The organism is Streptomyces sp. NBC_01142 (assembly GCF_026341125.1).
Lineage (GTDB): Bacteria > Actinomycetota > Actinomycetes > Streptomycetales > Streptomycetaceae > Streptomyces.
The window spans coordinates 1,396,202-1,421,560 of the sequence record NZ_JAPEOR010000003.1; the positions used below are offsets into that span (position 1 = coordinate 1,396,202).

At 69.0% G+C, this 25,359-nt stretch carries 18 protein-coding genes and 5 pseudogenes; 13 read left to right on the plus strand and 10 right to left on the minus strand.

The annotated features are described in order from the left end of the window. Positions 1 to 276 (minus strand): hypothetical protein, encoded by a 276-nt coding sequence (locus OG883_RS40520; RefSeq protein ID WP_266552180.1) that lies wholly within the window; start codon positions 274 to 276, stop codon positions 1 to 3. Positions 277 to 472: 196 nt separating this feature from the next. Here OG883_RS40520 and OG883_RS40525 point away from each other — a divergent pair, with 196 nt between their 5' ends. Both OG883_RS40525 and OG883_RS40530 read left to right on the plus strand, forming a co-directional pair. Further along, the gene (locus OG883_RS40525; RefSeq protein WP_266552183.1) at positions 473 to 2,509 is read left to right on the plus strand and encodes a hypothetical protein; all 2,037 of its coding nucleotides are present in this window, start codon (positions 473 to 475) and stop codon (positions 2,507 to 2,509) included. Between the two features lie 289 nt (positions 2,510 to 2,798). Next, a complete protein-coding gene (locus OG883_RS40530) occupies positions 2,799 to 3,569 on the plus strand; it encodes an IS5 family transposase (RefSeq protein ID WP_266552186.1) in 771 nt (256 codons plus the stop codon). A gap of 4 nt (positions 3,570 to 3,573) precedes the next feature. Here OG883_RS40530 and OG883_RS40535 read toward each other — a convergent pair whose 3' ends face one another. After that, the gene (locus OG883_RS40535) at positions 3,574 to 4,041 is read right to left on the minus strand and encodes a hypothetical protein (protein ID WP_266552189.1); all 468 of its coding nucleotides are present in this window, start codon (positions 4,039 to 4,041) and stop codon (positions 3,574 to 3,576) included. A 452-nt stretch (positions 4,042 to 4,493) separates the two neighbouring features. On the opposite strand from OG883_RS40535, the gene OG883_RS40540 reads away from it, so the two are divergent. Then, a complete protein-coding gene (locus OG883_RS40540) occupies positions 4,494 to 5,015 on the plus strand; it encodes an RICIN domain-containing protein (protein WP_266552192.1) in 522 nt (173 codons plus the stop codon). A gap of 293 nt (positions 5,016 to 5,308) precedes the next feature. Here OG883_RS40540 and OG883_RS47115 read toward each other — a convergent pair whose 3' ends face one another. Further along, a complete protein-coding gene (locus OG883_RS47115) occupies positions 5,309 to 5,593 on the minus strand; it encodes a DUF6233 domain-containing protein (protein WP_353963147.1) in 285 nt (94 codons plus the stop codon). Between the two features lie 206 nt (positions 5,594 to 5,799). Next, a pseudogene (locus OG883_RS40545) lies at positions 5,800 to 6,030 on the minus strand (TetR-like C-terminal domain-containing protein); the annotation flags it as partial. A gap of 252 nt (positions 6,031 to 6,282) precedes the next feature. Between OG883_RS40545 and OG883_RS40550 the strand changes: the two are divergent. Next, positions 6,283 to 6,489, plus strand: coding sequence for a hypothetical protein (locus OG883_RS40550; RefSeq protein ID WP_266552195.1), 207 nt, complete (start codon positions 6,283 to 6,285; stop codon positions 6,487 to 6,489). 221 nt (positions 6,490 to 6,710) lie between these two features. On the opposite strand, the gene OG883_RS40555 is transcribed toward OG883_RS40550, so the two are convergent. Continuing rightward, complete coding sequence (locus OG883_RS40555; RefSeq protein ID WP_266552198.1) at positions 6,711 to 9,593, minus strand: NACHT domain-containing NTPase; 2,883 nt, start codon at positions 9,591 to 9,593, stop codon at positions 6,711 to 6,713. 193 nt (positions 9,594 to 9,786) lie between these two features. Between OG883_RS40555 and OG883_RS40560 the strand changes: the two are divergent. After that, positions 9,787 to 10,267: pseudogene (locus OG883_RS40560) on the plus strand (hypothetical protein). Here OG883_RS40560 and OG883_RS40565 read toward each other — a convergent pair. Continuing rightward, positions 10,260 to 10,710: pseudogene (locus tag OG883_RS40565) on the minus strand (transposase); the annotation flags it as partial. The pseudogenes OG883_RS40560 and OG883_RS40565 sit on opposite strands and share 8 nt — an antisense overlap. A gap of 272 nt (positions 10,711 to 10,982) precedes the next feature. Beyond that, positions 10,983 to 11,249: pseudogene (locus OG883_RS40570) on the minus strand (ISAzo13 family transposase); the annotation flags it as partial. A gap of 111 nt (positions 11,250 to 11,360) precedes the next feature. Between OG883_RS40570 and OG883_RS40575 the strand changes: the two are divergent. Then, entirely contained in the window at positions 11,361 to 12,668 is a 1,308-nt protein-coding gene (locus OG883_RS40575; protein ID WP_323181059.1) for an IS4 family transposase, read from the plus strand. A gap of 16 nt (positions 12,669 to 12,684) precedes the next feature. On the opposite strand, the pseudogene OG883_RS40580 reads toward OG883_RS40575, so the two are convergent. The 3 genes and pseudogenes from OG883_RS40580 to OG883_RS40590 form a co-directional block, all read right to left on the minus strand. Then, positions 12,685 to 13,638, minus strand: a pseudogene (locus tag OG883_RS40580) (ISAzo13 family transposase); the annotation flags it as partial. Positions 13,639 to 13,712: 74 nt separating this feature from the next. Next, positions 13,713 to 14,723 carry a hypothetical protein gene (locus OG883_RS40585; protein ID WP_266552204.1) on the minus strand — a complete coding sequence of 337 codons (1,011 nt, stop codon included), beginning with the start codon at positions 14,721 to 14,723 and terminating at the stop codon, positions 13,713 to 13,715. A 9-nt stretch (positions 14,724 to 14,732) separates the two neighbouring features. Then, positions 14,733 to 19,481 (minus strand): RHS repeat-associated core domain-containing protein, encoded by a 4,749-nt coding sequence (locus OG883_RS40590; protein WP_266552207.1) that lies wholly within the window; start codon positions 19,479 to 19,481, stop codon positions 14,733 to 14,735. A 391-nt stretch (positions 19,482 to 19,872) separates the two neighbouring features. Between OG883_RS40590 and OG883_RS40595 the strand changes: the two genes are divergently transcribed. The 7 genes from OG883_RS40595 to OG883_RS40625 all read left to right on the plus strand — a co-directional run bounded on the left by OG883_RS40595 (position 19,873) and on the right by OG883_RS40625 (position 25,357). Continuing rightward, complete coding sequence (locus OG883_RS40595; protein WP_266552209.1) at positions 19,873 to 19,998, plus strand: hypothetical protein; 126 nt, start codon at positions 19,873 to 19,875, stop codon at positions 19,996 to 19,998. Positions 19,999 to 20,716: 718 nt separating this feature from the next. Continuing rightward, the gene (locus tag OG883_RS40600; RefSeq protein WP_266552211.1) at positions 20,717 to 21,208 is read left to right on the plus strand and encodes a relaxase domain-containing protein; all 492 of its coding nucleotides are present in this window, start codon (positions 20,717 to 20,719) and stop codon (positions 21,206 to 21,208) included. A gap of 271 nt (positions 21,209 to 21,479) precedes the next feature. Beyond that, positions 21,480 to 22,622, plus strand: a complete 1,143-nt coding sequence (locus tag OG883_RS40605) for a transposase (RefSeq protein ID WP_266552214.1) — start codon at positions 21,480 to 21,482, stop codon at positions 22,620 to 22,622. Between the two features lie 2 nt (positions 22,623 to 22,624). Further along, entirely contained in the window at positions 22,625 to 23,044 is a 420-nt protein-coding gene (locus OG883_RS40610; RefSeq protein WP_266552216.1) for a transposase, read from the plus strand. A 267-nt stretch (positions 23,045 to 23,311) separates the two neighbouring features. After that, positions 23,312 to 24,304 carry a helix-turn-helix transcriptional regulator gene (locus OG883_RS40615; protein WP_266552219.1) on the plus strand — a complete coding sequence of 331 codons (993 nt, stop codon included), beginning with the start codon at positions 23,312 to 23,314 and terminating at the stop codon, positions 24,302 to 24,304. A gap of 431 nt (positions 24,305 to 24,735) precedes the next feature. Then, positions 24,736 to 25,071, plus strand: a complete 336-nt coding sequence (locus OG883_RS40620; protein ID WP_266552222.1) for a hypothetical protein — start codon at positions 24,736 to 24,738, stop codon at positions 25,069 to 25,071. Positions 25,072 to 25,156: 85 nt separating this feature from the next. Beyond that, the gene (locus tag OG883_RS40625) at positions 25,157 to 25,357 is read left to right on the plus strand and encodes a hypothetical protein (RefSeq protein ID WP_266552224.1); all 201 of its coding nucleotides are present in this window, start codon (positions 25,157 to 25,159) and stop codon (positions 25,355 to 25,357) included. Positions 25,358 to 25,359 lie beyond the last annotated feature (2 nt).

Consider the following 25,359-nt stretch of genomic DNA (forward strand, 5'->3'; position numbering starts at 1 on the left):
CTACCTCGGATACGCGGTGCGGATCGACCCGTTCGGGTTGACGACCACCTCGACCTTGTAGAGCAGCTTCGGGTTGGGGCCCTGAGTGGTGCCGATCGGGTAGTCGTACTTCAGCGTGTGGACGAGTCCGTCCCGGGGCAGCCCATCGCGGTCGGGCGTGTTCGGTCTGCCCTTGGTGTTCCGTACCGTGTCCATGATCAGGTCACCGATCTCGTCCGCGTCCATGTATTCCGAGAACACGGTCTTCTCCAGCGTGGCACCCGGGCTGCCAGCCACGTGATGCTCGAGTGCGTGCTTGAACCCCTCTCCCTCGAAGTGCGGGTCGCACGGTACCCGCGCCTAGAAGTGACCCGCTCTGGTTGTTGGCGCCTGTCGGGGGCGGTGAGGTTGGCTCTCGGTGGGCTCGAGTGCTTGAGGGAAAGTGACGAGCCGTATGCACCCCGAACAAGGGGGCCGCGCGGCGTGTTCACCTGTGGGGCGCCGGCGTCGGCGCGGCCGTCACCGGCCTGGCCGCACCGGTTGCCGCTTTCGCGATCTGGCCGCGCAGGCACGGGCACGGGCCGAACGCGAGCGGGACATCGCCGCGGCAGCACGGGCACGCGCGGAGGCCGAAGCCCGCACCGCGTCGGCAGCGCGGGCGCAGGCCAAGGCCGCCGCAGCCACCGCGGCTTCGGCACGAGCGGATGCCACGACGCATGAAGGCATCGCCGCCAAGGCCGACGAGAACGCCCGAGGTGAGGAGACCAACGCCCGCGACGCCAGGAACAAGGCGTTCGAGGCCGAGCGGCAGCACAACGCCCAGGAAGCCCGAGCGAAAGCCACCGAGGCCATCGCCGCCTCGGCCCGCGGCACGGTGCACGCCGGTGAAGCCCGGACCGCGGCGGACGCGGCGCGGACGGACGCGAACACCGCCGGCACGGCAGCGGGTCAGGCCCGCAGCGCCGCGAACACAGCCAGCGGCGCGGCGGTACGCGCCCGTTCCGCGGCCACCGAGGCTGCGGGGGCGGCTGCCCGGGCACGGGCCGCGGCGGCGGAGGCCACCGCACACGCCGCCCGCGCGAACGCCGCGGCGAACAAGGCCGAGGCCGCCGCTGCCGCCGCCGGCGCCGCGGCGAACAAGGCCGAGGCCGAGGCCGCCGCCACCCACGCAGCAGCCCAGCGGGCCAACGCCAAGTCCGCAGAGGCCACCGCCCAAGAAGCCCGTGCCGGCATCGCCGCCCACGAAGCCTCCCGCCTGGCCGGACTGGCCGCCATCGAAGCCAACCAGGCCCTGCAGGCAGCCAACCGCACCCGGGACGAGGCCGACGGCGCGGTCCGCGAAGCCGCCATGGCTCGCATCCAGTCCACCATCGCGGTACAGGCCACCGCAGCCGCCCAGGCCACCGCAGCGGCCATCGCCGACCCCGCCAACACCGCCATCCAGCTGACCGCCCCCTTCTCCGGCGCCGACGTCGACGCCGACTTCGCCGCCACGGTAGCGAGCGCCGCCCAGGAGACGGGACAGGAACAACTCGCCTCGGCCGAGGCCAAAGCCACCGAAGCAGTCAAGGCCGCCGAAGCCGCCGCACAACGCGCCAACGCCCAAGTCGCCCCGGCATTCAAAGCCGCCGCCGACGCCGCCCGCTCCTCCGCAAACGCGGCACGCTCCGCCTCGGCAGCACTGAAGTCCGCCGCGCAAGCAGCCCAGGACGGCGCAAAGGCCAGGGCCGCCGCAGCCCGCGCCAACCAGGCCGACACCCAGGCCCAAGCCGACGCCAAACTCGCCCGCCAAGCCGCTAACCAGGCCTACGCGGACGCTACAGCGGCACGCCAGGCAGCCACCCAGGCCGAAGCAGAAGCAGCACGCGCCCGCGGCGCCGCCGCCCAGGCCGACAACCACGCCGCCGCCGCCAACAGCGCCGCCAACCTCGCCGAACACGAAGCCACCGTGGCCCAGGGCGCGGCAGCACAGGCAGAAAAGGACGCTGCCGACGCCAACAGCCTGGCCGACTCCGCCGAAAAGCACGCCAAATCAGCCGAAGCCGCCGCCAAAAACGCCAACAAGTACGCCCACGAGGCCGACGAGGCAGCCAAAAAGGCCGAGGAATACCAGCGCGAACAAGAACGCAAGGCCCGCGAGGAAGCCGCCAAGACGAAGAAGGAGGCCCCTGGCGGCGATCTGTCGGACGCAGAGCGCAAGGCACTCGAAGCCGCAGGCATCAGCGTCGCGGAGTACGAGGCGGCCCGAGCGCTCGAGCAGACGGACCTGCTCGACTACCTGAGGGAAAACGGCGCCGAGCTCCTCGTCGAACTTGCCGCCGAGGAGATCAAGGAGTGCTGGGACGACCCCGACATCAACGTGGGGATTGACCGCCTGCGGTCATCCCTGGCCCACGCCCCTGCGGAGTCACCGGACGAACTCGCCGACCGGCTCCTGCGCAACGCCCGGGGCTCCTCGTACCGAGCCGACGACATCGCCTTGCTCCTCACCGAGTACGGTTCCGGTCACGATGCCGAGGGCGACGCCTGATCAGGGTGTCACTCTCAGAAGCCGTTGTCGTACCGATCATGGTGAGCGTGGGTTCGAGTGCGGCGACTCGGGCGGGTGATTTCCGGCTTGCCGGGCATAGAGGCAGGGCCTCCTGCACAGCTCGTGGGTGTCGAAGTCCATGAGCAACAGGAGGCCGGCCCTGGTGCCGCAGTCTTCCGTGTCGTTGCCTGCGGCGTCCAACTCACCCGCCCGGCCGTGTGATTGCCTCGCGCACGTGTACGGCAACGCGGCCGATCGTGGCGAGCGTGTGCGACGCTACCCGTCGGACATGACCGACGCGGAGTGGGCGGTGGTCCGCAGCCTGCTACCGGTGCCGGCATGGATGAACGGCAAGGGCGGCCAGCCGGAGGGCTACTGCCATCGGCAGATGATCGACGCGATCCGGTATCTCGTGGACAACGGGATCAAGTGGCGGGCGATGCCCGCGGACTTTCCCGCCTGGGACCGCGTCTACGCGTTCTTCCGCCGCTGGCGCGACCATCGCCTGATCACCGAGTTCCACGACCGACTGCGCAGCCGGGTTCGCGAGAGCGAGGGCCGGGAGACGGAACCGACGGCCGCGATCGTCGACTCTCAGTCGGTCAAGGCAGCCGCGTCCGTCCCGGCGCCGTCACGGGGCTTCGACGGGGCCAAGAACATCAACGGCCGCAAGCGGCACCTGATCGTGGACTGCCTTGGTCTGCTGCTGATGGTGCTGGTCACCCCGGCCGACGTGACTGACCGGGACGCCGCCTGCGGCATGCTGCCCCGCCACCGCACGATCCGGCTCGTGTGGGCCGATGGCGGCTACGCGGGCCGCCTCGTCGACTGGGCCAGGAACAAACTCCGCCTCACCCTGGAGATCGTCAAGCGCAGCGACGACATGCACGGCTTCGTCGTACTGCCCCGACGCTGGTGCGTAGAGCGCACCCTGGGCTGGCTGATGCGCTCCCGTCGCCTGGCCCGCGACTACGAGACCCGGCCCGCCACCAGCGAAGCCGTGGTGCACTGGTCGATGGCCATACTCATGGGACGCCGCCTCGCCCGCCGCCGCACCTGATCACTCACCCCGCCGGGCATCGGAGGAGGAACAGGCCCGGCCGGTCCTCGGCCAGCCAGCCTCGCGCGACCAGCCGCTTTGCCTTGACCCGCACACCCTCGACCTTCGCCGGCACCAACTCCAGGCCCAACCGAGCAGCCAGGTCCTTCGCCCGCAGCCCCTCCCCGCCGCCGTTGGCCTCCAGCCTCCGGTACTCGGGAGCAAGCACCTGAGCCGTAACACCTTCGCGCCACTCGGGGACCACCGAACCGGCCACGGGCTCCTTCACCTCGACCGGAACCGGTGCCGGCCGGACCGGCTCCTGCGGCACAGCACCTGCGGCCAGGGCCTCGGCCAGTTCCACGAGCGCGACGACCCGCCGTTCCAGCACGGCTTCCGCCTCTGCCAGCTCGGCCCGAACCCGGTCCGCCTCGGCGCGCAGTTCCTCCACCCGCACCCGGGCAACCGACTCCCGAGCCTCCAACATCCCCATCACCGACGGCACCTGCATACCTCCCCGACGAAACAACACGACGTGTCGTCCCTGCCGCAGAACCGTCGGCATCATGCCTGAGCAGCGAAAACGCAGCGATCACATTCGGAAAGACAACGGCTTCTCACTGACTCGGCAGAACGCTGAGGCCAACGCCGAACATGCCCGCGGCCTGATCAGCGTCCACAGCGATGGCCGCGGTTCCACTTTTGCACACCGGGGACCGGGAACTGTCGTCGATGCCTCGAGTACGCATCAAGGGGACGCGTAGTGCGAGTGGCGACGAAGGTCACCCGGAAGCATTCCGCTTAGGCGGCTGGGGAGTTGAGGCCAGTCCGGACGGTGAGACGGCGGCTCCCGGAGAGGGGTTGTGTACCCCGAAATGGCCTACTATCGATCTTGGTAGGAAGCCGTGCCAAGGGGGGCACGGCCTGTTTCCTTGAGGGGGGATCATGATCTCAAAGATCAAGTCGAGTAGAACCGTCAGGCGTTTGATGGCGGTGGCCACGGCGAGCCTGGCGATGGTCGGCGGCAGCCTGGTGGTGGCACAGCCCGCCTCCGCAGCCTCTTTCCAGGGGTCGCTGTGGAACTATCAGACGGGGCTCTGCCTGGACGGCAGTGGCGGTGCCGGCCCTGGCGCCGCTGTGATCCAGTGGGAGTGCAACGGGGGTTCGAACCAGTTCTGGTACACAAGCTGGGACTCCAAGGGACGCCCGAGGATCGTCAACTCCAGGAGCAACCTGTGCCTGGACCGGCACGACGACACCAGGACGGGCTCCCAGCTGATCCTTTGGCACTGCAACAACACCTGGAACCAGGTCTTCGCCTTTGGCGGAGGAACTAATGCCATCGTGAACACCCCTCTCAACCAGGTGGTCGACGTCCCGGGAGGCACGGGCACCTGGGGCGCTCGGCCCATCATGTGGGAGCCGAACGGCGGAGGCAATCAGCTGTGGGTGCAGCACCTCTGGTAGAGACACGAGGGGTCCCCCCGTGGCGTTCTAGCCGCGGGGGACCCTTTGTTGTGCCCAGGTCCGCCTTCGTGCGTCAACGGCGGTCTGGTTGAGTAGGGAAGCGTGCACAACGGCTGTTGCCGTGCCAGATCCCCGCCCGATGTGCGAGGCGGAGCCCTCGGCCGCGACCTACCCATCAAGCAGACCCCCGCCGACCATCAGGTCACCCCCCCGGGCCCGCCGATACCAGGACTGGTACGGAGGCACGAGCCCCTAAAGCCCACGGCATCCGCGGGCGGCGCCCCCATCAGTGGTCATTTCACGATGCCGCGTTCGGAGTCGGGGCGACAGATCTCGCAGGCCCGGACCCCTCCGTCACATAGTGCGTTGCGGGCTTCGTCGCGGGCGGGCGGCTTCGGCGACGCGACGCCCCGGCCCTGGGCGCCTCGCTGCGTGAGAGAGGAGCCATCGGAACCATGCCGAGCGACCGCGCCAGGTAGCCCACCACGAGCCCAAGGCCCCGTCCGATGTGGTCGGCCGCAGTGCGAGCCGCGGGTCCCGTGCTCGGCGGTCTGATCGGGGCTGCCGGATCGCCGCACGGTTCTCCGGTCGCGGTCAAGGTCGCCGTCGGCCTAGGCAGGCAGGTGGCACGCGTCCCAGGTTTCGTCGGCCGCCCGCTCATCAGCCGGTCGTGCGCGCCGCTAGACGGTGACGGTCCGAACTCGGCGGGCAGGCCCGTCCCGGGCGATCGGGTCCGCTGCTTCCAGCCGATCGCAGGATCGGGGGAGTCGCGCCGCGTACGACCTCAGGTCCGGGGGGCCAGCAGACGGTCCAGTTCGGCCGCGAAGAGCAGAGCAGGGTCGAGGTCCATGCCGGCGAAAGGGCCGGCGAGCTCCAGCGACAGGACGCCGTGCAGGCGGGTCCAGAAGGTCAGGAACCGGTGGAGGGCCTCGGGCGGGGTGGGGTGGCCGGCGGCACAGTCCCGGTGGTCCTGCAGGTAGGCGCCGAAGGGCGTCGCGGCGGCGTCCGGGGCGAGCGGCGGGCCAGTTCGGTCTTGTTCAGGCGTCGCTCGGCGCGGGAGGTATCCAGTCTGTTGCGCAGTTCGGCCAGCGCATCTGCGGGTCCGGTCTCCGGCACGTTTGTATAGGTCATGCTGCGCCGTCCCCCGCCGTGTGCCGTGCTGCCTGTTCGTCGGTGTTCATCTTCGTTCGCGCGTACCTCGGCGAACACATCTTTCGCGAGATTCGGCTGCATCAACTCCTGTCGACGAGCGAAGGACTGAGACTCCGTGAACAACGAGATGGCCGTGACTGTGCTGGCTCTGGCCTTGGTCGTGGTGGTGGCTTCGATGACAGCGGCGGGGGCCGGCTATCTGGCCCGTCGGGACGGCGCCTCCTACCCGGCAGCGCTGATGCGGGCGGCGAAGACCTTCGCGACCACGCTGATGGTGGCAGCCGCCGTGACCGCGGCCCTGGCCGCTCTGGGCGGCCGGTAGACGCCCGTACGTCGGGGTGTCCGCAGACCGCTGGCCTCGGTCCCCCGGCGGTGATATCGGCCGTGGCGCAGGCGCGCCGTCCCGTCCCTCCGCGTGGGTGCCTCGTAACCACGCGCCGGAGCTCCTGTCTTTCCGAGACCCCCGCACCGCTCGTGCGAAGGCCATTTTCCGTAGCCCCAATTCGCTCCAGACCCCCGCCGTCGGCGGGGGCGGCGTTGTCGTCAGCTGCTGGTGTTGATGGTGCGGGGGCGCGGGGTGAAGGTGACCCGCTCCGGGGGTAGGCCTTTGAGCCTGAAGTCGGGGGGCGGGGAGGTGAGAGTGATCTGCACGTCCGGCATCTCGTTGAGGGGTGCGAGGTTGGGGGACCAGTCGTCGTGGCAGTCCAGCATGAGGGACTCCAGGCGCGGGAAGCGCTCGGGTATCAGATCAAGGCAGGGGGCGTCGTGGCCGGGATAGATCTGGAGTCTCGTGATGGCGGTCATAGCACGGGTTGCATTGATGTTGCGGAGTCCTTGCAGGGACGCCAGGCGAGGAAGATCCGCGAGTTCCTCCCACTCCGCTGTCGTGAGGGGGTGGTTGATCACGACGTCCTCCAGCTGTTGCCAGCGGCTGACGCCGGGGACAGAGGCTGCAATCTGGGACCCCAGCCAGAGCTTCTTGAGGTGCGGAGGTGCTGGGAGCTCGTTGAGATTGGTCCAGGGAAGCCGGGTGTACAGAAAGAGGTCGGTCAGCTCCGGTAGGTCGGCGAGGCCTTCGAAGGAGAAGGAGTCGGGCACGTCGCCGAGGTGCAGAGACGTGAGGGGGAGTCCGGCCAGGCCGTTGAGGTGGGTGACGTCGGTGCACGTGCGGAGATACAGAGTTCGCAGGGCTGGCAGGGTTTTGAGGAAGCTCAGGTCGGAGAACCTGCCGTCGTGGATGTCGAGGTGCACTGTGTGCTCGGCCGACAAGTGCTCGATGATCTCCTCTGGCGTCAGGGAAAGCCAGTACATGATCCGCTTGACGGGAGTCAGATGGCGCAGAGCGCTCCGCTGGGCGTGGGTGCGGACCTGGAGAGTGGCCTTCCCGTTCAGGCGGCTTAAGAGGTGACGGGCGTACTCGTCGGCGTCGAAGTTCGACCAGCCCTGGGCGAGTTGGAAGCTGGTGTTCTGCTGGTCCAGATGGTTCGTGAACTGCTGGAGGTAGACATAGGCAGGGTCTCCTGCGATCCCTGCAGCCGTCTGGATGACGGCGTCGATCTCGTCAGGCTCGAGGCCGGCAGCGCTGCGTGGCAGGAGATCCAGGATGCCCGGACCCAGGGCAATGAGGTCGACGGCTTCCTTGTGCGAGCGGGGCGGCATGAGTGCGGTGGTTCGTCTCGTGACGATCTCTCGGGCCTGCGGGGCGACTTCTGGGGCGTAGTGAAGGCTGGCAGCGGCGAGCAGGTGCAGGCGGGCCCGGTGCTCCTCCGCCTCGTCTCCGCGTGTGACCAGCTCGTGCAGCATCCTGGCCCGTTCGACGGGGCGGGCGTGTGCGATGGCCATGCGCACGACGTCTTCCCACTGGGCGTCGTGGGCGTGGCGCGTCAGTAGCGCGAAGTCGAGCGCTTCGACAGCGGCTTTCGCACCCAGGTAGTCCTGGAAGGTGCGGTGGACGAAGTCGATCGTGTCGGCGGTGGGCTGGCGCAGCAGCCCGGTGCGCCCCACCAGGTGCGTCAGAACTTCATGAGGGCTGCCCTGCTCGGCGACGGCTGGCATGGCCGGAAGCACGTCCTTGATGAGCCTTCGGGCCGTGTGTAGATCCATTTCCGTCTGCTGGTTGCGGATGAGCCAGTACGCCAGGTGCTGCAGCAGGTGCATGCTTTGGAGCTCGGTGAGCCGGATGCCCTCGGTCAGTGCGACGCTGCGTTCGCGGTCCCTGCGTACCAGCAGCATCGACAGCGCTGCCTCGTACAGTTCCATGCGACTGTGCGGCAGATGCCCGCGACGGTCACGGTGAAGCGCACAGATCAAGGCACACAGCAGGGGAGTGGTGGCCAGCTGCGCCACGTCCCGCTCAGCGCGCACCGTCACCCGCAGCTGCGCTTCCAGCTTGTGCAGCTGCGCCTTCTCCGCATCGTCAGCGCCTTGTCGGCTGGCGTGGTGCCAGCGGCCGACGAACAGGCCGATGTCAGCTGCACTCATGGGACGTACCGTCAGCTCATTGAAGCCGAGCGATGCGAGCCAGCCGTCCGGTACCGCCGAAGGCCGGGTGGTCACAACGAACGCGGTGCGCGGGTAGGCGGACACCAGAGTGCCGAGCCATTCCTTGGTCGTCGACCGGTCCTCTTGCCGTACTTCGTCGACGCCGTCCACCAGGACGAGAGCGCCACGCGTCAGCATGCCGTCGGCCCATCCGGGCGGCTGCTGCGCTGCGAACGGAACACCGACGGCTGCGAGGAACTCGTCCGGCATCGGCAAAGGTCCGCGCCGAACCAGCGTGCGCAGCGGCAGCACGAACGGAACGCGATCACGCAGTCCAGCCAGATCGGCGGGCAGCTCGTTTTTGGCGCCCGACACAGCCAGCCACTGCAGCAGCGTTGTCTTTCCGCTCCCGGCAAGCCCTTTGAGTAGGATGCGCTGACGCCCTGCCATGGCCTGTTCGGCCCGGTGGATCACTGTCGGCCGAGGTGTGTCATCTGCGAAGGCTCCAGGGCCGTGATCGGCCTCGGCCAGTTCGAGGCTCAGATAGGCGGCGTCCAACGGCCAGCAGGCCCGATCAGGGCGGCTCAGGTCCAGTCCTACGACCGTCAGACGCGAGTGCCGTGCGGCCACGTACTTCAGGTATCGCTCATCGAACGACGATGCGACACCGGCTGAGGCAAAAGGGCGGCGAGCAGCGCGGCCATCGGGAGGACTGGCCTTGCGCCGGAGCTCGAGTAACGGCCCGACGTCCGCCCGTAACGCGCGAGCGAGAGTGACGACGGTGGCCTCCGACGGCAGCTTGACGCCGCTCAGAGCCTGGCTGATCGTGGTACGCCCGAGCCCGCTGCGGTGCCGCAGCCCCGCCTGGGTGAGCCCTCGCTGCAGCTGGAGCGTGCGCAGCCGCGCGCCCAGCTCCTCAAACGGATGCTGCTCTGCATCCCCCATTGCCTGCCCCCGGCTCTCTCCAAGGTGGACCGTCTCCGTTCATCCTCGTTCGCGTGAACCCCGCTGAACACCGAAACCGCGAAGGTCATGGGAATCGCTACTACCGACCCTGTGTGTGTGGGGGGGTGCCCCCATCCTCTTGGTCAAGGGAAACGGGGCTGTGTTGGGTCGGGGAGCCGGTCAGCATGGCGGTGTGGCTGATCTTCTGTGGGATGACGTGAGCTGTTTCTTCGACCCGGACCTGATGGGGGCGTTGCCGGATCTGCGGGTCCCTGATGCCTCGGTGGGGGACTGGCAGGCGGTCCTCGATCTCGTCGAGGTGAAGGGTTGGAGGTGCCTGTACTCGGAAGGCGAGACGGTGCTGCCGCTGCCTCGGGCGGCGACCGTGCTGTCCCGTCCGGCAGACGCGGAGTACCCGAACCTGCGGGTCTGGCCGGCTGCCGATGTGCTGGCGATCTTCCGTTTCCATGCAGACGATGAGATCGACTTCGATGTTGACCTGCGGGAGTTGCAGGGCCAGGAGCGACTGGATGTGTTCTGGCCTTCTGCGGGAGATCGGGCGGCACTTGGGCAAGCCGGTGCTGATGGATCCGGAGGGCGGCCATGGCCGTCCGGTGCTCGGCTTCGATGTCGAGGCCGATCGGGTCGTCCTCCTGGCGGAGCCGGTCATGTGACCGCGGCCGTCGGCCGGGATTCGTGGAAGATGCCGTCGCGGAGCACCGCGAAGAGGACGTCTGCCCGCCGTCTGGCGAGGCAGAGCAAGGCCTGGGTGTGGTGCTTGCCCTGGCTGATCTTCTTGTCGTAGTAGGCCACGCGATGCGGGGTCGCCCAGGGCGGCGAAAGGGGAGAGGAGGAAGGCCCGTTTGAGCTGCTTGTCCCCTCTCCTGGAGGGTTGTTCGCCGCGGATCGAAGACCCTGAACTGCGGATTGCCGGAGCGAGTCCGGCGTAGGCGGCGAGGTGGCCGGCGGTCGGGAAGGTGCTGCCGTCGCCAACCTCGATCAGGATGCGGGCTCCGGTCCTGACGCCGATGCCCGGCATGGACGTCAGGACCTTCGAAAGAGGGTGTGCCTCCAGGAGTTCCTCGATCCGTCCGGCCAGCAGCTTGCGCTGGTCAAGCACCGCAGTCAGCGAGCTGGCGCCGCCTACGCCACCGCCCGCGGCCTCCTTCGGCGCTCACCGCCCCGGCGTTCGTGGCGGGTTCGCTCGCGTCGTTGCGCCAGTGCCGGGATCAACGCACTGACCAGAGCGTCCAGTTGTGGAATGGTCATGCCGGTCAGCTCCGGGTCGCGGAGGGAGGAGGCAGCAATGCCGGCCGGGGGCCCAGTCGGCTGGGTGGTCGTCGCGGCGGCGGCTTCCGATTCCGTGTCATGGCTGGGGGCCGGGTGGGGATCGGCAGGGTGGAGTGTGTAGTTCCAGTCGCCGTGGAAGCGGTGCCGGTGCATGGGCAGTGCGTCGATCTCGGCGTCGGTGACTTTCAGGCCGGTGTTGTAGGTGCCGGGGTCGAGTTCGGCTTCGACTCTCAGCCCGGTGCGGGTGGTGGTCGCTGCGATGCTGTTCACGATGACTTCGTGGCTGGTCAGGGGCCTGCCGCGCCAGTTCATCGAGATGTGGGAGAACAGCCGGTGTTCGATCTTGTTCCACTTCGATGTGCCGGGCCAATGCCGTTGCTTGAAGTTTCTTGCGGTTTTGCGTGACGGGCCGACCGTTGGGCCGTTGTGTCTAGTGTGCATCCGTGGGCTGGGGTATCTGAGCGAGTGCGGCTGGGCGTGGTTACGCGGTGGGTGACGCCGGAGCTGGTGGACGAGGTCCTGTCGGAGTGTCGTAAGCGGGACTGTCGGCCGGGTGCGCTGCCGGCCAGGTTCATGGTGTATTTCACGCTCGCGCTGGCGCTCTTTCACCAGGATTCCTGCGATGATGTGGCCGAGCATGTGGTGGGCGGCATGCCGGAGTTGAGTGGGTGCATCCCGCACAAGGCCTCGTTCACCCGGGCCCGTGAGCGTCTGGGCCCGGAGGTTCTGCAACGGCTCTTCCATCGCCTGGCCGGCCCACTGGCCCCGACCGGCCTGGCGGGGTCCTTCTACCAGGGGATGCGTCTCGCGGCGGTCGATGGTTTCCTGCTCGACGTTCCGGATAACGACGCCAACCGACGCGCCTTCGGCGGGCCGAAAGACTCCAGCGGGAAGCCGGGCGGGTTTCCGCAGGTGCGGGTAGTGACGCTGACCGAGACCGGCACGCACGCCTCGATTGACGCGCGGGTGGGTGGCTACAACAGCGGTGAGCGCGACCCGGCCGTGGAGATGGCCGCCTCGGCCGCAGGGATGCTCGTGATCATGGACCGCGGGTTCCCCGGGGTTGAGCTGTGGAAGGCGTACGCCGGCGCTGGCTCCCACCTGCTGCTGCGGGCCCGCTCGTGTGTCGCCCGCCGGCCGGTCCGGCACTTGCCCGACGGCACCTACCTGGCCCGGATGAACCTTGGCGGACAGAAGGGGGCTCATCCGGGCGGTGTCCTGGTCCGCGTGATCGAGTACCGCGTGGACGGGGGCGAGGTGATCCGTCTGCTGACCGACCTCTTCGACCAAGACGCTTACCCCGCTGCCGAGTTGGCGGCCCTCTATCACGAGAGGTGGGAGGTGGAGTCCTCCTACCGGCAGATCAAGACCTTCCAGCGAGGCCGGCAGGAGGTCCTGCGATCGGCCGACCCGCAGCTGGTACGCCAGGAAGTATGGGCGCACCTGATCGTCCACCACTGCCTGACCCAGATCATCATGCGACTTGCCGACGGACACGGCATCGACCCGGACCGCATCTCGTTCGTCAAGGTCCTCAAGCACACCCGCCGCAGCGTGGTTCGACACCACACCGATACTCCGACAAAGATCCAAGGGTTCTTGGCCTCGCTGGCGGCGAAGGTTCGCCGGAAACTCGACAACGGCACTCGCCGGCTCCGAGAAGCGGACCGGTTCCTCAAACGGCCCAACTCGCTCTACTCCTACCGACCAAAGGACCAGCCACGCGTCCCCGTGCGCCAGGTGCCCACCAAAGCCATCACGCTCCACGCGACGATAGTCCAGTAGTTAAGCAACGGCATTGTGTGCCGGGCGGCAGGTGACACACGGTGATCTCCAGGCCGGTCTCGGCTGCCAGGACGGCGAGTTCGCTCTTCCACGCCCGGGTGCGGTAGCCGTTGGAGCCGCCCGCGTCAGCGGTGATGAGCAGCCGGGTTGCGTGCGGGTAGTCGAGCTGGCCGCGGGCCTGCCACCAGCCGCGGATGGAGGCGACCGCGAAGGCGGCCGTGTCGTGATCGATGCCTACGCTGACCCAGCCGGTGTTCGCCGCGATGTCATAGATCCCGTACGGGATCGCCTTGCCCGGCCCCTGCCGGTCCAGGAAGTCATGTGTCTTGACCAGCACCGGTTCGCCCGACGGCTGCCATTCCCGTCCGGTGTTCTTGTACTCGCCGACTAACTCCTTCTTCTTGGTGTCCACGCTGATCACCGGATCGCCGGCGCCGCTGTGGTCCTTGGCCTGGTCGTTGATGTAGTGGAACTGGGCGTCGCGGTCCGGGTGCTGTGCACCCTCGACGGTCTTCGCGTTGGCCTGCAGACTGAAGCCCTCCTCCCGCAGCAGGTCCCCGACCGTGTCCGCGCCAATCCGGTGCCCCTGGCGGGTGAGTTCGGCAGCGAGCTTCCTGGTCGACTTGGTCGTCCAGCGCAGCGGCGACATCGGATCCCCGCGCATGTCAGGCTCCACCAGCTCCAGCAGGGCAGGTCGCAGCCCCGGGTCCACCTCGGCGGCCTTCTTGCGTCCGCCGCCCGGCCGGCGGACCCGGCCCAGAGACTCCGCACCGGCTTCCAGCTCATCCACGCCCTTGCGGACCGTGGTCTCGCTGACCTGAGCCGCCCACGCGACCACCCGGACACCGCCGTGTCCCAGGACCCGGGCCTCGGCCCCCATCAGCAGCCGACGCTGCCGCTCGTCCAGGTGCGGGAACAACACCCCTAACTTCAAAGCCAGTTGATCACGAGTCTCGTCCGGGATGCCCATACCACGTCAACGAGCCCGAATGCGGGAAGCAACACCTTGATTCTCTGCGAGCCCTCAATCGAGGGCGATCCGGGTCAGGCGGTCGTCCAGCGCTGTACTGTCTCTTCGTCGCGGATGAGCCACGTGCCGTCGCCGAGCGGCACGGCAGTGACTCCCGGTGTCTGCGGGTAGTCGAGTTCGGCGAGGGGCCTGAGTGTGCGGGCGTCGAGGAGGAGGTGGGTGCCCTCCTCCGCCCACTGTTCCTCGGCCGTCACGACCAGAATCCGCTTGTCGTCGGCGAAGCCCGGGGTGTAGCCGACGAAGACCCTTTCGTCCGGGAGAACATCGCCGGCCTCGATGATCACGTCGTCGGCGCCGTCCTGCGTGCGGCAGAGGTATCCGCCGCCGACGTCCTGGCTGACCAGCGCCCCGTCCGCACCGAGGCCGACGTAGGGTTCCTCGGCGGTACCCGCTGCCCGGACGTCGAGCCCGGCAGCCGTGTAGGCGATCAGGAGGCAGTGAGTGCCGTCCTGGCCCATGGAAGCGGTGAGGAGAACCTCAGGGCGTGCGTCCGGGAACTGCTGGAAGGCGTACGCCGCTGAGAAGGACGGCAGGACGTGCTCGGCGAGCACCTCGCCGGTGGCCAGGTCGAGGGCGCGGCAGATGTCGCCCGTGGAGAGCCCGTCGGCTCCGAGGGGTCCGGCCATGGTCGCCAGAAGGACACGGCCAGCCGGGTCGGGCGTGCACGCGCCGGCGGCCCCGGGCGAATGCTGCCAGTCCCGGTGGCGGTGCTCCCAGCGGACGGTTCCGTCGGGCTCCTGGATGGTGACGGCCTCCCGGGTGCTCATGGCCAAGGCACCGTCGGGCAGCGGCGAGCAGTACAGGCTGGGATCGTCCGGAGTCGGGTCGCTCCACGTGGCGCGGGCAGCGACCACCTGAGAGCGATCGGTGCTGACCCTGTTGGTGGTGATCGTGCCCTCGTGCCGGGTCACGAGCCAGTGTGCGCCGTCGCGCAGGAGCCAGCCGTCCATGTTCCCCAATGCCTCGGTGATGCCGGGCAGGGACTCATGCGCGAGCAGCCGTACGGGTACGTGGGGGTAGTTCATGTGCTCTTCCTAGTCCGTGTCCGGGGTGTAGCGGCTGGGCCAGTAGAACTGTCGCCGGTGGGTGGGTTTGTCGTCACCGTACGTCGGCCCCGCGAGCATGCCCTCGATGCGGATGATGGGGGCGCAGAAATCGGGGCAGACGCTGCGCATGGCCGCGCCGTGGGTGGGCAGCCAGTCGTCCGAGCCCTTGCTGTGCAGGCGGCTGAGGTAGTGGAGGATGTTCTGCTCTGCGTGCCCGCCTGGGACCTTGGGCGGTGTCGGGGGGAGGTACTGGTCGTTCGGGAGCGGGTAGAGGCCCATCTCCTCGGCCAGTTTCCGCTGGGCGGGGGTCAGCTTGCTCTTGCTGGTCCCGGAGACGATCAGCACGTCCTTCCCCTTGTGACGCGTGGCGATGATGGCGACGGTCTGTCCCTCTTGTCCGCGCTTGGGCAGGACCTGGGAGATCTTGTGTGCCATGTCCTCCAGGCTCTGCATACAGGGCGCCAGCCCGAGGGGATCGGCCTCGGTGGCGGGGTTGGTGACGTAGCCGGCGGGGTTGGGGGCGGGGTCCAGGCCGAGGGGGTCGGGGCTGACGTAGCGGCCGGCCTCGGGGTCGTAGTGGCGGAAGAAGTTGTAGTGCAGACCGGTCTCGGGGTCGGCGTACTGGCCGGGGAAGCGCAGCGGGGTGTGTGCCGTGGCGTCCCGGTTCCAGGCGGTGGCGCCCCACTGGGTGGCGCGGCTGTGCCAGGCGGTGGCGCCGGTGTGGTCGACGAGTTCGGTGGGTGTGCCGACGAGGTCGGTGACGATCGCGAAGAAGCGGGCGTCGACGGAATCCTGGTCGCCGCCGGGGTCCTGCGTCGTGCGGCGCTCGGCCTGGGCGATCGGGCAGTGGCCGTCGTACTCCCAGGTCAAGGTGGTGCCGGTGGAGGAGTCGGTCTGTTCCGCCAGACGGCTGCCGTCCCAGCTGAAGAGGGTCTCGGCAACGATGGTCCCGTCGGAGGCGTGCCGGCGCTTGGCCGTGCGGCGGCCCAGCGGGTCGTAGCGGTAGGTCCATCGGGTGCCGTCGGGTGTGGTGCATGCGGTCAGCCGGTCGGCCGCGTCCCATTCGTAGCGCCAGATGTCCGGCTTGCGGGATATCCGCTTCTTGCGCCGTTCGACGATGCGGCCGGCCGCATCGTAGGTGTACTGCAGCGCGCCGGCGGATTGCAGCCGGTTGCCGCTGTACGCACGCGGGCCCCGGGACTCGGCGTGCGGGGCCTTGTCGGGCCAGTGGGCGGAGGTCTGGTTGCCCTCGCTGTCGTAGGCGTAGGTCTCGGTCCAGCCGTGGGACTCGACGCGCAGGGGCCGTCCGGCCGGGTCGAGTTCGTAATGCCTGCGGTTGCCGGTCAGCCCGTCGGTGACGGTCTCCAGCCGGTCGTCGGCGCGGTAGGCGTAGAGGCGGCGGCTGAGGGTCCGGTCCTGGGCGGTGAGGCGGTGCTCCCGGATCCGGCCCGCGGCGTCGTAGGCGGTGCCGAGGACCACGGGCTGCTCGGGGCTGCCGAAGGACCGGGCCACCTCGCGGCCGGTGGCGTCGTGGGCGAACGCGATGCCGTGGCCGTCGAGGGCTACGTGCGTGCGGTTGCCCGCCTCGTCGTGGGTGAGGCGGGTGGTGGACCCGCTGGGGGTGACCCGCAGGGTCCGGCGCGAGAGGGCGTCGTAGCCGTACCGGCTGGTGCGTCGGTCGACGGTCTCGGCGACGGTGCGGCCCATGGCGTCCCACTCCAGGGCGAGGACGGAGTCGGCGGAGCGCGCCTCGGTGAGGCGGCCGGACCGGTCGTAGGTGTAGGTGGTGACGGCGCCCTCGACGTCGCGGGCGATGACGCGGCCGGCATCGTCCAGGTGGGTGGTGACGGTCTGCCCCAGCGGGTTGGTGCGGCTGTGTCCGCGGCCCGAGGGGTCGTAGCTGTAGTGCAGGGTGCGGCCGTCGAAGTCGGTCTCGGACACCAGGCGTCCGACGGTGTCGTATGTGTAGGTCCAGGTCAGTCCGGCGGCGTTGTGCACCTCGGTGAGGCGCAGTTCGGTGTCGTAGCGGAAGTCGTAGCGGGCGCCGTCGGGAGTGGTGCGGGAGGCCGGCTGGTCGAAGTGGGTGTACTCGTAGCTCGTGATGCCGCCGTTGGCGTCGGTCTCGGTGAGGCAGTTGCCCTCCCCGTCGTAGGTCCACCGCTGGGTGGCGCCGTCGGGGCGCGTGTGCGAGGTGAGGTGTCCTTCGACGGTCCACGTGCAGGTGGTGGTGGCGCCGTCGGCATCGGTGACGGAGACGGGCCGGCCGAACGCGTCGCGGACCAGGGTGGTCGTCCTGCCCTGGGCGTCGGTGTGGGCGAGGACCATACCGGCCTCGTCGTTGCGGTAGGTCCGGCTGTTGCCCAGCGGGTCGGTGACCGCGGCGAGGGCGCCGTTCGGGTCGTACGCGTAGCGGGTGGTGACCCCGTCCGGTGTGGTCAGGGAGACGTTGTTGCCGCGGTCGTCGTAGGTGCGGCGCCACACGCTTCCGTCGGCGGCGGTCACGACGGTGGGCAGGCCCCGCTCGTCGTACTGCGTGGTGGCGAGGGAGCCGTCCGGCTCGCGTACGGAAGTGGGGTTGCCGTCCTCGTCCCAGGTGTAGGTGACGCTGCGGCCCTGGCTGTCGGTGCGGCTCTGGAGCCGGTCGTAGCGGTCCCAGACCTGGCTGACCGTGTTGCCCAGGGGGTCGGTCTCGGCGACGACCTGGAGGAGGCGGTTGAAACGGAAGACGCTTGTGGCGCCGGTGGAGTCGGTGTAACGGGTGATGCCACCCTCGCTGTCGTACGAGAAGCGCGATGACAGGAAGCCGTCGGGTCCCACGGTCTGGACCACACGGCCGGCGGCGTCGTAGACGTACAGGTAGGTGGACCCGTTGCGGTCGGTCCATGAAGTGATGCGGCCGGTGGGGTCGTAGGTGAAGCGCGTCGCTGTGCCGGAGGAGTTGGTGACGGCATCGAGGTTGCCGTCCGCGTCGTATCCGTATGACATGACGGTGACCGGGCCCTGCGGGGTGTGCAGACGCAGGGCGGTGATCCGCTTGTCGGCCACGTCCACCCTGACCGTGTAGCCGCCGCTGTGGGACACCGTGGAGGGCGCGCCGTCCGGGCGGCGGGCGAGGACGACGGTGTTGTCGTGGCGGTCCCTGAGCTCGGTGAGCCAGTAGGCCGGGGAGGTGCGGTACGGACTCCCGGTGAACGAGCGGGTGAGCCCCGCGGGTTCGGACAGGGTGTAGGTGGTTTCGTCCTCGTGCACGCCGCCGTGGGCGAGGGCGATCCGCGGTCCCTCGGTGGGCAGGACCCGATCGTCGCCGGGCTGCGGGAGCCGGGGGTAGACGAGGCACGATCCGTCGCTGCGCGCCCAGACGACACCCGGTCCTACGGGGTCGGCTTCCAGGCGCTCGTCGAACAGCGAGGACCAGCTGCGGCCGAACCAGTGACCGTAGCGGTACTTCGACAGGTGTGTACGGTCCACGACGAGGGGGAGCACCCCGGGCAGGGAGAGGTCGACCTGCGGCAGGGTCATCTCCCCCGTCGCGATGTCGACCGGGTCGGACTTGCACGTCTTGCGGTCCAGCGGGATGGAGTGGCGACGCGCGTCGTCACGGACCTCGCGCAGCCCGTTCGGCCTCGTTCGAGCGCTGTCGCCGTCACCGCGGCCACGACGGTGATCGCCCGCGCCGCCGGCACCGTCCCGGCCATCGTCGTCCTTGCGCTGGCGGGCGAGGCGTTCGCGGGTGTCGTCGTCGTTGTTCTTGTGGTCCTTGGATATCTGCTTCACGGCTTTCGGCAGCGTCTTGCCGACATGGTCGCCCATCGTCTTGGCCGACTTCACCAGAGCGCCCATGGCCTTCTCGATGACGGGGTCCAGTACGTCGGCGATGTCGTCCCGGCCCTTGTTGCGGCCCTGGGCCGTCTTCGCCTTCGTCAGCTTGCCGGCGGTCTTGCCGTGGATCCCGACGCTCACCAAGTTCAGCCTGGTGCCGGCGTGATCGTGCTCGTCGTGCTCGATGTGGAAACCCTTGCCCTTGGGGCCACCGCCACCGCCTCCGCCGCCACCGCCTCCGGCGGAGGCGAGGCTCATGCCCTCCTTGGCACCCTGGACACCCTGGTCGAAGCCGTCCTTCCCGGCCTGCTTCGTCTGGTCGAGGTCCACACCGTTCTGCACGCCCAGTGCGTTCGCCCCCAGTTGGACCACCAGGTCCGCGGCCATGTTCTCCAGTGAGGCAACGGCCGGTTCGGTCATCACCGCCACGATGTGACCGACCGCCTCCTCCATCGCACCCGTGATGAGCTTCAGCAACTGCTTCTTCGTGAAAGCGATCGCACCGGCACCAAGCAGTGCCGACAGACCACCGGTCACCGGGATCAGCGCCATGGCGAGACCCGTCTGGCCGGCCAGAATGCCGAGCTCCGCGACCGCCTTCCACTTCATGGTTTCGATCGCGCCCGCCGCCAGGTCGAGTGCGCCCGCAATCGTCCGGGCCGCGGAGATCATGTCCTTCAGGTGTTTGCCCTTGACCTTGCCCCAGTGCTCGTTCAGCGCATCGATCGCCTCGCCGTGACCCGACGACAGCAAACGCTCCATGTGGTTGTTGGCGAGCTGACCGTCGTCGGCGAGGTCGTCCGCGAACTCCCGCAACGCGTCCGCCATCTCCCGGTAGGCGTCCTCGTCCACGTTGGGCCAGTTCACCCCCACCAGATCCAGCAGTGTGTCCGCCCAATCCGGCACCGTGACAGCCATGACCCCGTCCCCCGTATCAGCTGTAGATCATCAAGCCGAACAGTCCTATCACGGGCGCAGACCTTGGAATAATCCGTGATGCAGCCAAACCAGGCGACCGGCGGGCCGGATGGCGAACTGCTCGCATACATCGGGCCCCGAGGCGCGGGCGGGCGCGGAGTGGACAACCAGGAGCACGACCATGCGGACCTGACGGCCCACGAATCTCCGGCGCCCAACTGTATGCGGACGCCAGGGAATGGACCATCGACGGCTGGGTGTAGCGGGGAGGAACTAACCGCCGCTGGCGCTGGAACATCCGTGACGTTCACGCATCCAGTTACCGGATGTGCTCCGTGTCCTCTGGGCAGCCCGTTCCGAGGTGCCGTCGCGGGCTCGGCGACGAGGTGGGATGCACTCCAAGGGTTCGGCGGGCTCGCAGCTCGCTCAGATCTGGCAGATGGACGCCGGGCAGTGTGTCGAGAAGGTCGGCTCGGGCGGCATGGATGTGCGCGGGAGCCTCGGAGCCTGTGCCTAATTGCGGCGAGTGGTCACATGATCATCGTACAGGCGAGGCTCAGCGCTAGCGGCGCTGCTCGGCACGGACCTACGTGGCCCAGACCTGAGTTCTGCGGGGCAAGTGGTGAGGGGCAGGTCCACTCAGCCCGTGTTGATGGCAATACGCGGCTGCATGCCTGGCTCTCGTAGTTGCTGGCGGCTTCCGCCCATGTTCGCGGTGCTTCGCCGGTGGCGCGGCCGCCGGTACAGACGCCCGCGAGCTGGTCCGCCATGTCCGGGGGCGGGCCCAGTGATGCTGGCTGGCTCCCGCACGCCCCAGTAGCGCGACGGTATGCCCGAACGCTGGATCGGGACCTGTGTACGTGTGTACCGGTCCGTCCAGGTGACTTGTGCCGTGGCGGCCGACCGGCGATGTGCAGGGGAGTGGGACAGTGGCTGGGTTAACTCCAAGCGCCTCTTTGGGGTTGCTGAGCGAGAGTCCCCGTAGCGGCCGTCACGTCCCGCCTCGGGGGCTCTGGCTTGTCCGGGTGTTGTTGCACTGGAGCTCTGCCGGTCCGGATCGCGGGAACCGCGCGTTCGCCGGCCGGATGGGCGCCTGGTGGCGGGTGGGCCCGTGGTGCGGGAAGCCGGCCCGGGATTCCGTTCCTGTTCTCCCGCCCCGCGGGACGGACCCGCATTTGCCGCTTGACCTGCTGTTTTGTTGTGCTGGGCTGGCCTGTGTGATGACGTTCAAGCAGGTGAGCAGAGGATCCTCGTACCGGTACTACATGCGGCAGGTCGGGGACGGCCGCCGGCCCCGCCGCAAGCCCTTGGCTGAGGCGCAGGACGAGGCCGGGGTGCCGCCGAGTGCGTGGAGGGGCCGCGCGTTGCCCGCGGTCGGCCTGACGCCCAGGCAGACGGTCACCGAGCGGCAGATGCACAACCTGTTCGGCGAGGGACGCCACCCGGACGCGGAGCGGATCGTCACCGACCGCCTGGCCGCCGGCGACAGCCCGGCCGCCGCGGACCGGGCGGCCCGCCTCGGCTACCGGATCCAGAAGTGGTCAGCAATCGACCTGGTCTTCCGCCCGCCGGGCAGCGTGCAGGTCCTATGGGCCCTGGGTCCCGACCCGGTCCGCCGGACCGTCGAGAACCTGCACACCCGCGTCCTCGGCGAAGCCCCGGCCACGGCGGAGACGGAGAACCTGTGGGTTCGCATCGGCCGCGACAGCGCACCCGGGCGGGTGTGATCGCCGCCCGGTTCCGGCCCGTTCTGCTCGTCGAGGCTGAAGGTCGTCATCGCAGGTCGGCCAGGTGAGCTCCCTCCTGCGGAGCTGGACCGTGTGTCATCGTCGGTGAACCGGAGATGCTCATGCAGTGGTCACAAGCGAGGAGACCGGTCTTGCCCGGCGCGGACAAGTTCCTGGAAGCGTTCGTCCGACCGGAGTTCCGCAAAGCACGGGTCGCCTTGTGCATCGGTCCTCTCAGTTTCCGTCACAAGGGCGCGCTGGAGGTCTTCGAGTGCGTTCGTCCGTTGTTCCCGGCGGATCTCGTCGTCTGTCGCCCGCCCAGCTGGCCACCGTCTGCGTGCTGCAGTTCCTGCTCGGCCTGTCGGACCGTCAGGCAGTGGAAGCAGTCCGCTGCCGCATCGACTTCAAGTACGCCATGGCCCTGGAGCTGGACGATCCCGGCTTCCACCACAGTGTGCTGGCCGACTTCCGCGACCGTCTCGCCGAGGGCGACCGCGCCGACCGCCTCCTCGACCTCGCGCTGGCCCGCCTCAAGGAGGCCGGTCTCGTGCGAGAACGCACCACGCAGCGCACCGACTCCACCCATGTCCTGGCCGCGGTGCGCGACCTGACCCGGCTGGAACTGGTCACCGAGGCCGTCCGTGCCGTGCTGGAGGAAGTGGCCCGCACCGCTTCGCATCTGCTGGACGGCCTGGTCGATGAGGACTGGGGGCGCCGCTACGGCCGTCCGGTCCGTCTGGGCAAGAACCCCACCCGGCCCAAGACCAGGATCCTCGCCGCCGGCGACGACGCGTCCCGACTGATGGAACACCTCCACCGGCAGGGACCGGATTACCGGCCTGGCCCGCAGGCCGAGGCGCTGCGGCAGATCATCGTGCAGAACTACTACCGCGACGCGACAGGCCGCCTGCGCTGGCGCACCGCCGACGAGGGCGGGTTGCCACCCTCCTCCTCGGTGATCGTCTCCCCCTACGACACCACCGCGCGCTACGTCCGGCACGGGCACATCGTCCGCTGGAAGGGGTTCGCCGCACATGTCACCGAGACGTGTGCCTCCGACAGCGTCAACGTGATCACGGGCGTGGCCACCACCTCGGCCGCCACCAACGACGGTGAGGCCCTGCCTGGCATCCACACCCGCCTGGCGCGCCGCGGTCTGCTGCCCGCCGAGCACCTGGTCGACGGCGGCTACACCTCCCTGGTCCACATGGAACGAGCCGCGCGCGAACACCAGATCATTGTCAGCGGCCCACTGCCGGGCAACCCCACCCGCCAGCACCGCAAAAACGAAGGCTTCGACCGGGACGACTTCCACATCTACTTCGGCCGCCGACAGGTCACCTGCCCCAAGGTCAGGTCAGCGCGGGCTGGCACGGCCCCTACCCGACCTCCTCACCCACCGCCGCCCTGCTGATCGTGGCCCGGTTCACCAAGAGGCAGTGCCGCCCCTGCCCGGCCCGCACCCGCTGCACCACCACCGCCGACAGCGCCCGGACCGTGGGCTTTCCCCCACGAGAACTCCGCGACCTGCAACTCCGCGTCCGCGCCGAGCAGCAGACCCTCGACTGGAAGACCCGCTACGCGGTCCGCTCCGCAGTCGAGGGCACCGTCAACGAGTTCGTCCACGGACACGGCATGCGCCGCTGCCGCTACCCAGGACAGCCGAAAGCCCACCTGCAACACGTACTCACGGCCATCGCCGTGAACATCGAACGACTCAGCAGCCAGTCAGCGACCGCGGAACCTTCTTCGCCGAGACCGCCGACCGCCTTCCAGACCTTCCTGGACCAGAACGAGATCCCCCGGTCAAAGTCCTGGCGAACCCTCGGCAGCTGAGCTCTACCATCCAAGATCCCCGACAGAATCAAGCTCAGCGCACCCATGTTCCACAGGCTCATTGGACGCTGACCGGACCGCAGCCGACGAGTCCCCCGCTGAGGATCACGCTTTCGGGGTCTCACCTTGGCTGACCCCCTGAAAGGTCCGGAAAGGGCGTTCCAGGCCCCGCTCGTCCCGTCCGACAATGTTTCGGTCGCCACGGAGGCGGCGGCCGGGACTGGCACCGCACCTGAAGGTGCCCCCGCTCCGTGACGGAGGTCTGTGGTGCTGCGCATCTATTTCACCGCGGAGGATCTCGCCCGCACCCGGGTGGCCAGTACCATCGGGGCCGCCGCGGAGACGTATTACAGCCTGGAGATGCTGTGCCGGCGTTCCCTCCCGGTGCCCTTTCAACGGTGGCGCGCCACGGTGGCCGGCCGACTGGGCGAGGACACCGGGCCACTCACTGCACTGATGCCGGCCCGAGGCCCGGGCCTCGACCTGCTGGCGCTGGTCGGCGACTCGCCCGACATCGACCACGCGGTGGAGGCTCTGCTGCGGGCACCGCGCATCCGGGTACGCCGCGAATTGGAACCCGTTGCCGTCCGCCCCGCCCACATGTCGTGGGCTCGGGCCGTCGCCGAGGGGGATGCCGATGCCCGGCGGTTACTGGCGGCCGGCCTCGTGGCTTGTCACCGGGTGGCCGTCGCACCGTACTGGGCGGCTTCCCAGTCACAGCTGGACGTCGTACGGGCGCAGTACGCCCGCACGTTCCTGGAAGGGGGAGTCGACGCTCTGCTGGCCTCCCTGAGCCCTCCGCTGGTGCGCTGGCGTCCGCCTGTGCTGGAGGTACGCTACCCCCGCCCGGTCGAGGTTCACCTGGGCGGCAGAGGGCTGATCCTGGTGCCGACTCTGTTCTCCTGGCGTGAGTTCAGCCTGCTGTACGACCCGTACGACGACGCGTCGGTGCCGCGGCTGACCGTACCCGCGGTGACCGATCCGGCTACCGGCGCGGCGCTGTGGCATCCCAGGGGCTCCGTGGCCGACGGTGCCCTGGGTGTCCTGCTCGGACGTACCCGGGCCGCCGCGCTGCGCGTGGCCGCCGATGGTTGCAGCACCACTGAACTGGCCGCGCGACTCGGTGTCTCCCTGGCGGCCGTCAGCCAGCACACCAAGGCGTTGCGCGACGCGCGCCTCATCACCACCAGTCGGCGCGGTGGTTCCGTACTGCACATGGCCACTGCCCTGGGCCGGGAACTGCTGGACGGGAACCGATAGCGCCGCGCAGCGTGGCCGTGGGCCCTTAAGTCATGGCTTAAGGGCGTAGCCGCCCGTGCCGGCAGCCCGGAGCATTCATGGCGTTCGGTCGTGTCCGGGCATGCTCGGTGCCGAACTCCTGGAGGTAAGCCGCCTTCGACAAGGGGAGGACGCGTATGACCGCTGTACCGATGTTCCCCATGGCCGCGCTCGAGCACCTATTACGCACTGGAGTGGCGTTCCGGTGCGCAAGAGCGGATACCTGAGCATCGCCTCAAGGCGCAACCTGGTGTGTCGCAGTGCATTCCTGTCGGCTGCCTTCCAGGTCCAGTGAGAGAAAGAGCGACAGTGGCCGGGGTGGTCACTGAGGCGGGAGCGCTACGACGAGTGCGGGAGATTCGCACGCGCCTGGTGATCGTCGGTGTCTCCCAGGACCAATGAAGGACGGCGAAATGAAGGCATTACGCAGCTCACGGGGTCTGGGTGTCAGCGCTGCCGCGCTCGCCCTGGCCATGGTCGGGTCAGCGGGCATCGCCACTGCGGCTCCTGCGCCGAAAGTCGAAGCGACCGCCGCCTCTGTGACAGCAGCGGACCGCTGCGGGAATCACACCCACTACGTCCTGGACCAGAACTACCGTTTCTGGAGGAACTGCATCTCCAAGAGCGAGAAGATCAAGGTCGACTTCATCCTCTGGTGGGACAGCGAGATCTGTGTGGCAGCGGGCTCGGACACCATGCTCGGCACGCCCAGCCAGGTCCGTGGAGCGTCCCGGATCGGTGACTGCTGAGGCGCTGGTTCGGGGGCCTGCCTGCGCCGAGGAGCACTTGCTCACATGCTGGGTGACATGGGTGGCGTAGTCCAGCGCGCAGCGGTTGGGCTTGCCCTCCTGCGCGCGGTGTGCCGGAGGGGAGCTGGCCAGAGCGGCTGAGGACGTCGAGCTGGACCTGGTGCTCGACGTCCAGGCGTCACGCCTCGCGCAGGGCGTGCCGGGCCTCGTCACGGGCGGCACGGCCGGTGGTCGCGGTGGAGCGGGCGTCGGGCAGGGCCGCAAGCCGGCGGCAGGCCGCCTCTAAGA

What these genes read in the sequence shown, in the direction of transcription:
- OG883_RS40530 (WP_266552186.1), top strand. Translation starts at nt 2,799, where the DNA reads ATGACCGACGCGGAGTGGGCGGTGGTCCGCAGCCTGCTACCGGTGCCG.
- OG883_RS40540 (WP_266552192.1), top strand. Translation starts at nt 4,494, where the DNA reads ATGATCTCAAAGATCAAGTCGAGTAGAACCGTCAGGCGTTTGATGGCG.
- OG883_RS40555 (WP_266552198.1), bottom strand. Translation starts at nt 9,593, where the DNA reads ATGGGGGATGCAGAGCAGCATCCGTTTGAGGAGCTGGGCGCGCGGCTG.
- OG883_RS40590 (WP_266552207.1), bottom strand. Translation starts at nt 19,481, where the DNA reads ATGGCTGTCACGGTGCCGGATTGGGCGGACACACTGCTGGATCTGGTG.
- OG883_RS40585 (WP_266552204.1), bottom strand. Translation starts at nt 14,723, where the DNA reads ATGAACTACCCCCACGTACCCGTACGGCTGCTCGCGCATGAGTCCCTG.
- OG883_RS40620 (WP_266552222.1), top strand. Translation starts at nt 24,736, where the DNA reads ATGAAGGCATTACGCAGCTCACGGGGTCTGGGTGTCAGCGCTGCCGCG.
- OG883_RS40535 (WP_266552189.1), bottom strand. Translation starts at nt 4,041, where the DNA reads ATGGGGATGTTGGAGGCTCGGGAGTCGGTTGCCCGGGTGCGGGTGGAG.
- OG883_RS40595 (WP_266552209.1), top strand. Translation starts at nt 19,873, where the DNA reads ATGCACTCCAAGGGTTCGGCGGGCTCGCAGCTCGCTCAGATCTGGCAG.